The sequence below is a fragment of the Falsiroseomonas oryzae genome, assembly GCF_027856955.1.
Lineage (GTDB): Bacteria > Pseudomonadota > Alphaproteobacteria > Acetobacterales > Acetobacteraceae > Falsiroseomonas > Falsiroseomonas oryzae.
In genome coordinates, this window is the sequence record NZ_JAPSMD010000353.1 from 1 (window position 1) to 5,566 (window position 5,566).

General features: G+C 73.3%; 6 protein-coding genes. 2 read left to right on the forward strand and 4 right to left on the reverse strand.

Annotated features, from left to right (window positions below; genetic code table 11):
• The 3 genes from OZN99_RS24100 to OZN99_RS24110 form a co-directional block, all read right to left on the reverse strand.
• On the reverse strand, positions 1–846 hold an 846-nt coding region (locus tag OZN99_RS24100; RefSeq protein ID WP_270937791.1), incomplete at its 3' end, for an AAA family ATPase.
• Complete coding sequence (locus tag OZN99_RS24105; protein ID WP_270937792.1) at positions 843–2,066, reverse strand: metallophosphoesterase family protein; 1,224 nt, start codon at positions 2,064–2,066, stop codon at positions 843–845. The genes OZN99_RS24105 and OZN99_RS24100, both read right to left, overlap by 4 nt.
• Before the next feature lie 60 nt (positions 2,067–2,126).
• On the reverse strand, positions 2,127–4,037 hold the full coding sequence (locus OZN99_RS24110) for a PHA/PHB synthase family protein (RefSeq protein WP_270937793.1): 1,911 nt from the start codon (positions 4,035–4,037) through the stop codon (positions 2,127–2,129).
• 116 nt (positions 4,038–4,153) lie between these two features.
• Between OZN99_RS24110 and OZN99_RS24115 the strand changes: the two genes are divergently transcribed.
• Positions 4,154–4,348, forward strand: coding sequence for a hypothetical protein (locus OZN99_RS24115; protein WP_270937794.1), 195 nt, complete (start codon positions 4,154–4,156; stop codon positions 4,346–4,348).
• Positions 4,349–4,387: 39 nt separating this feature from the next.
• Entirely contained in the window at positions 4,388–5,017 is a 630-nt protein-coding gene (locus OZN99_RS24120) for an HD family hydrolase (RefSeq protein ID WP_270937795.1), read from the forward strand.
• On the opposite strand, the gene OZN99_RS24125 is transcribed toward OZN99_RS24120, so the two are convergent.
• A partial coding sequence (locus OZN99_RS24125; protein WP_270937796.1) for a DUF6064 family protein occupies positions 5,001–5,566 on the reverse strand: 566 nt, incomplete at its 5' end. The genes OZN99_RS24120 and OZN99_RS24125 overlap by 17 nt on opposite strands.

Below are 5,566 nucleotides of genomic sequence, written 5' to 3' on the forward strand. Positions count from 1 at the left end.
CGCCTGGCGCAGCTCCGCGCGCAGGCGATCGAGCGTCGCCGCGGCATCGGGCGGCAGCGGCGGCACCGCGCCGAGCTCGGCAAGGTCCTGCCGCTGCGTGTCGAGTCGGGCGAGGATCGGCCGCACCAGCCGTGCCCGGCGGAGGCGCGATTCCTCCTGCCGCAGCGCGGCCGCTTCGGCGTGCGCCGCGTCAAGCGCCTTGCGCACGGCCTCCAGCTCCGCCCGCGCCTCGGCCCAGTCGCGCGGACGTATCGCCGCGTCCTCCGCCGCGTCGCGGGCGCGCTTCCAGCCTTCCAGCGCGACGGACAGCGCCTGGTTGTGCTTGCGGCTGCCGGCGAGCGCCTTGGCCTGCTCGTCCAGCCGTTCCAGCGCGCCGCGCAGGTTCTGCAGCCCGGTGCCGGCCAGCAGCGCCTCGCCGGCCTCCCCGCCGCTGGCCAGCAGCGAAAGCGCGCCCTGGCGCAGCGTCTCGCCGTTCAGGCCGTAGGTGGTCTGGAACAGCTCGCGCTTTGCGCCGCCCAGCAGGCGGGCGAGCGCGGCCTCGGCCACCGGCCGCTCCGCCGCGTCGAGCAGCGCATCCTTCCGGCGCTTTACGCGGAAGAACGTCTCCTTCGTGCCGTCCGCGCCCTCCACCTCGAAGCCCAGGCGCAGCTGCGACGTCTCGTAGAGGAAGGCGAAGTCGGTCTTGTGGCCGAAGCCGAACAGCGCGTCGCCGATCGCCGCGAGGGCGGTGGACTTCCCCGCCTCGTTCGGCCCCAGCACGACATGCAGCCGCGCCGCGCGCGGGAAGGCCAGGCTGACATCGGCCAGGTGGCCGTAGCGCAGCAGGTCGAGCCGCAGCAGCCTCACAGCCGGTCCTCGGCCAGGATGGCAGCGGCGGCAAGCTGCCAGGCCTCGTCCGCCAGGCTCGCCATCGCCGCCGCATCCGCCGGCAGGTCCAGCCCGTCCTGCGCCGCGCCCGGCAGGCGGCCGCGCAGCTGGCGCATCTCCGCCAGCAGCGCCTCGACGCGCAGCGGGTCGTCGAGCCCCGCCAGGAACGCCTGATGCAGCGGCCCGAGCAGGTCGGAGGCTTCGGCGCGCGGCGGGCGCGTGCGCAGCTGCACCTTCTCGATCCAGAGCTCGCCGCCCGCCTCGCCGGCGACGGAGCGGCACTCCGCGGCCAGGCGGTCGGCATCGGCCATCAGCGCGGCGTGCAGCGGCGTCTCGCCGCGCAGGACCAGGCGTGCGAGCAGCGGGCGACCCTCGGCGTCGGCCACGGCACGCTGCACCGCCTCGTCCACCCGCCCGGTCAGCGTCGCGATGTCGAGGCCCGTCGCGTCCACCTCCAGCGCCGCCCAGCGCAGCGTGTCCACCGCGCGGTGCTCCACCGCGACGATATCGCGGTCCTGCACGGTGACCAGCGTGCAGCCCTTCGGGCCGGTCTCCCTGGCGTGGCGCCCCTGCAGGTTGCCGGGGAAGACGATCCACGGCCGCTCGTGCAGCACGCGCCGCGCATGGATGTGGCCGAGCGCCCAGTACTCGTAGCCCTTCAGCGCCAGCCGGCCCGCGTGGCACGGCGCATAGGTCTCGTGCTCGCCGGGATCGTCGGCGGAGGTGTGCAGCACGCCGATGTTCAGGAAGCCCGGGACGGCGTCGCGATAGCCCTCCGAGAGGTCCTCCGGCACCGCCCGGTTCGGGAAGGAGTGGCCGTGCAGCGCCACGCCGAGCTCGTCGAGCCGGTGCGTCTGGCAGGCATGGACGGAGAATTCCCGCACATTCGGCGGCAGCCTCAGCTCCCTCGTGATGACGGAGCGCGCATCATGGTTCCCGCGCAGCACGAAGCAGGGCCGCGCGAGCCGGCGCATCTGCTCCGCGACGAAGAGCCCTGTGGAGAAATCCTTCCAGTCGCCATCGTAGAGGTCGCCGGCGATCACCACGAAGGCGACGTCCTCGGCGATGGCCAGGTCCACCATCGCGGCCAAGGCACGCCGCGTGCAGTGTCGCAGCAGGCCGGCCGGCAACCCCTGCTGCGCCTGCAGCCCGGCAAGTGGGCTGTCGAGATGGATGTCGGCGGCGTGCAGAAACTTCATTCGCGGCCCGGCGTGAACAGGGCCAGAACAGAGCCCCGGTTCACGCCGGAATGCAAGCCGTCACCTCTCCAGCACATAGGTCCCGGGCGCGTCGACCAGCGCCGGATGCTTCCGGTTGCCCAGCGGCGGCGGCTTGCCCTTCGGGCCGGACCGCGCGGCGAGCCAGCCGGTCCAATCGCCCCACCAGGAGCCCTCGTGCCGCTGCGCGCCCTGCTTCCACTCCTCGGGCGTCGTGGCCGCCGCGCCGTCAGGCGTGACGAAGTAGTACCCCTTGCCGCCGGGCGGATTGATGATGCCGGCGATGTGGCCGGAATTGGCCAGCACGTAGCGCACCTCGCCGCCGGCCAGCCGCGTGACCTGCCAGGCGGCGTCCCAGGGCACGATGTGGTCCTTCTCGGCGCCCACCGCATAGAGCGGGATGCGGATGTCCTTCAGGTCCAGCCGCTCGCCGGCCAGTTCGACGCCGCCAGGCTGCACCAGGCGGTTCTCGACATAGGTGTTCCGCAGGTACCAGGAATGCGCCGCGCGCGTCATGCGCGTGCCGTCGGCATTCCAGTAGAGCAGGTCGAAGGCCGCCGGCCGCTGGCCCAGCAGGTAGTTGTTCACCACGTTCGACCAGATCAGGTCGTTGGCGCGCAGCAGGTTGAACATGTTCGACATCTCGCGCGCATCCAGGTAGCCGCGCGCCATCATCTGCTGCTCGATCAGCTCCACCTCCGGCTCGCCCATGAACACCGCGCTGTCGCCCACGCGCGAGAAGTCCTGCAGCGAGACGATGAAGGTCGCGGCGTCGAAGCGCTTGTCCTGCCTCTTCGCCAGCCAGGCCAGCGTCATCGCCAGCAGCGTGCCGCCGATGCAGTAGCCCATCACGTTCAGCGTCCTGCTGCCGGCGATCTCGCGTGCAGCGTCGCTGGTCTCCAGCACGCCGAGCCGCATGTAGTCCTCGAAGCCCAGCCCCTCCATGGCCGCGTCGGGGTTCTTCCAGGACACCACGAACACCGTGAAGCCCTGCGCCACCAGGTGGCGGATCAGGCTGTTCTTCGGCTGCAGGTCCAGGATGTAGTACTTGTTGATCCAGGGCGGCAGGATCAGCAGCGGCTTCGCGTGCACCTGCGGCGTCGTCGGCGCGTACTGGATCAGCTCGCACAGCGCGTTGCGCAGCACGACCTTGCCGGGCGAGAGCGCCAGGTTGCGCCCGGGGGCGAAGGCCGTCTCGTCCACCATGGACAGCCGGCCGGCGGCCAGGTCCTCCATCAGGTTGCGCGTGCCGTCCACCAGGCTCGCCCCGCCCGTCTCCAGCGCGCGCTGGATCGCAGCGGGGTTGGAGGCGAAGAGCAGCGCGGGGCTGGTCGCGTCGGTGAACTGGCGAAGGTGGAAGATCAGGCGCTGGCGCTGGCGCGGCTCCATCTCCTCCTGCTCGGCGTGGCGCAGCAGCCAGTCCGAGGCCAGCAGGTAGGCGTCGCGCAGCATGCGGTAGGCCGGGTTGGCCTGCCAGGCCGCAGCGGCGAAGCGCTTGTCGGCCGGGGCGGGGTTCTGCTCCGCGGGGCCCAGGAAGACGCGCCGCGCCGTCTCGGTCCAGACGTCCGACGCGGCCCGCCACAGATCGGCCTGCAGCGCGGCGGCGGCGGCGAAGGCGCGGCCGGGATGCTGCAGGTGGCGCAGCCCGATGGTGCGCAGCGCCCAGGCCACCTCCGCCCAGTCCACCGGCACGATCTGGCGGAACGGGTTGGCGTTCCACATGCGGTCCAGCCCGCGCAGCATCGGGTTGGCGGCGATGCTGTCGGCCAGGCGGTTCGGATCCGCCAGGCAGTCGTTCCAGGTTGCGGCGTTCCAGTTGGCGGGCCAGCTCCCGCTCCAGCCCGCCGGCCAGTCGGCGGGCCAGTTCGCGGGCGAGGCGGTGCCCGCCGGTCCCATCGGCCAGGACGGCGGAATCGGCGCGCCACCGCGCCGGCCGGCGTCGTCGTCGGACATGGCGTTCCTCCCCTTGCATGTGCCGGGGGTGAACGCGCGCCACGCGCCGGGGCTGCCATCATGCAACGTCGCGGCGCGCGCGCGGGTTGGACCGGCCTGCAAGGCGAGAGCGTCGCATGGCGAGGAAGCAGGAGGAAGGCGGACGTTCGCGCGGGACCAAGCCGATCCCGGGCGATGTCGCGGCCCCGGGCACGCCCGGCACCGGGGAGGACATCTGCCCGGACTGCCAGGGCTGCGGCCGGCTGGGCGAGCGCGCCTGCCAGACCTGCGGCGGCACGGGCAAGGTGATCGCCGGCATCGCCGGCGGCTAGGCTTCCAAGCCGCATCGAACCGGCCTAGGTCCAGCCCCGATGAGCGGGGCGCGGATCAGCGAGGGCGCGGCGGCGCGGGCCTGGGTGCGGCTGCCTTCGGGCCGCCGGCTCGACCTGCTGGCGCCGACGCCCTTCGACTGGACCGACGAGGACCTGGCCATCGGCCTGTCCCGTACCTTTCGCTGGGGCGGCCATTCCATCTGGCCTGCACCGCTCTCCGTCGCGCAGCACTCGCTTGCGGTGCTGGCGCTGCGTCGGACGGCACGGCCCGGCGCAGCGCGCGATGCCCTGCGGCGCGAATTGCTGCACGACGCCGAGGAAGGGCTGACCAACTTCGACTGCATCTCGCCCCTCAAGCCCTTCCTGGGCGAGGGCTTCCTGCGGCTGCAGCAGCGCCTGGCCGCCGTGGTGGCCGCGCGCTACGCGCTGCCGCCCTGGGACGAGGCGGAGCGGAAGCTGCACAAGAAGCTCGACGTCGCCATGGCCGCGGCGGAGGCCGTGCATGTCGCCGGCTGGTCGCGCGCCGAGGTGAAGGCCACGCTCGGCATCCGTGCCGCCGTGATGGAGGCCGACCCCCTCCTTGCCGAGTTCGGCGGCACCCCCTGGGAGCCCTGGCCGCCAGAGACCGCGGCGGAACGCTTCCTGACGGCGCTCAGGGGGCTGGCTTAGGCAGGGCGTCGGCGCGGCGGCGCAGCAGCAGCGCCGTGCCCGCCACGCCGGCGACGGGCAGCATCCAGTCCTGCGGCACCTCGAGCAGCACGGCCGCGGAGCCGCCGACGAGCGACCACAGGACCGGCACGGCCAGCAGCGCCGGCGGCACCCGCCCGCGCGCCAGCAGCAGCAGGCCGAAGCTGACCATGGTCAGAGGGCAGGGCGTCACGCCGAAGCTCGGCGCGGCCGGCCAGACATGCCCGGCCCAGCGGCCGAGCAGCGGGTAGAGCAGGGCAGCATAGCCGATCAGCACGAGCCCGACGATCATGTCGGCGGCGCGTCGTGGCCGCCCGAAGCCGATCGCGCCGCGCCAGGTCCCGAGCCACAGCAGCAGCGCGGCCTGCACCACGAACAGCACGCCTGCGATGCGCGCCGCCGGGTTGATCGCGGCGAAGAAGACCCAGTGGTAGGCAACGCCCGTCCAGGCCCAGAGCGCCGCCAGCAGCGCCGGCACGCCGCGCCGCGCCGCTTCCCCGCCGCGCAGCGCCAGCACCAGCGCCGCGGCCG